General features: G+C 36.7%; 1 protein-coding gene. It reads right to left on the bottom strand.

Going from position 1 to position 308, the window contains the following annotated elements; translation table 11 throughout:
* Nucleotides 1–122: 122 nt before the first annotated feature.
* Nucleotides 123–308, bottom strand: a 186-nt coding sequence (locus ACQRD1_RS14610) for a hypothetical protein (RefSeq protein ID WP_427787954.1), incomplete at its 5' end; no start/stop codon positions are given.

Genomic DNA, 308 nt, shown 5'->3' with positions numbered 1-308 from the left:
ATTGTTTATTACGAAGAATGGGCAAATCATTGACATTATGTCTTTGATTTGATATCATTTAAATATCGAAGTTCCTGCATGGGGTGTAATGTTCCTACCGCAGGAACTTCTTTTGTGTTCTTTCACTTTCTCGGATACTCCCAGCTTTTCCGAATATACACGTTATTCTCTTTTAGGATTTTTCGTACTGAGTCGACATTAATCCCGACAGCTTTGGCTATATCGGCTGGTTTATAGTATTCTGAGTACATTTGCGTAACTAATTCTACAACGCCTTTACGTTCCATAAGTTGGTTAGTTACTTTGAT

Source organism: Bariatricus sp. SGI.019, assembly GCF_050315235.1.
Taxonomy (GTDB): Bacteria; Bacillota; Clostridia; order Lachnospirales; family Lachnospiraceae; genus JAFBIX01.
The sequence above is the reverse complement of the archived record's forward strand: the minus strand, read 5'-3'. Positions and strand labels throughout refer to the sequence as shown.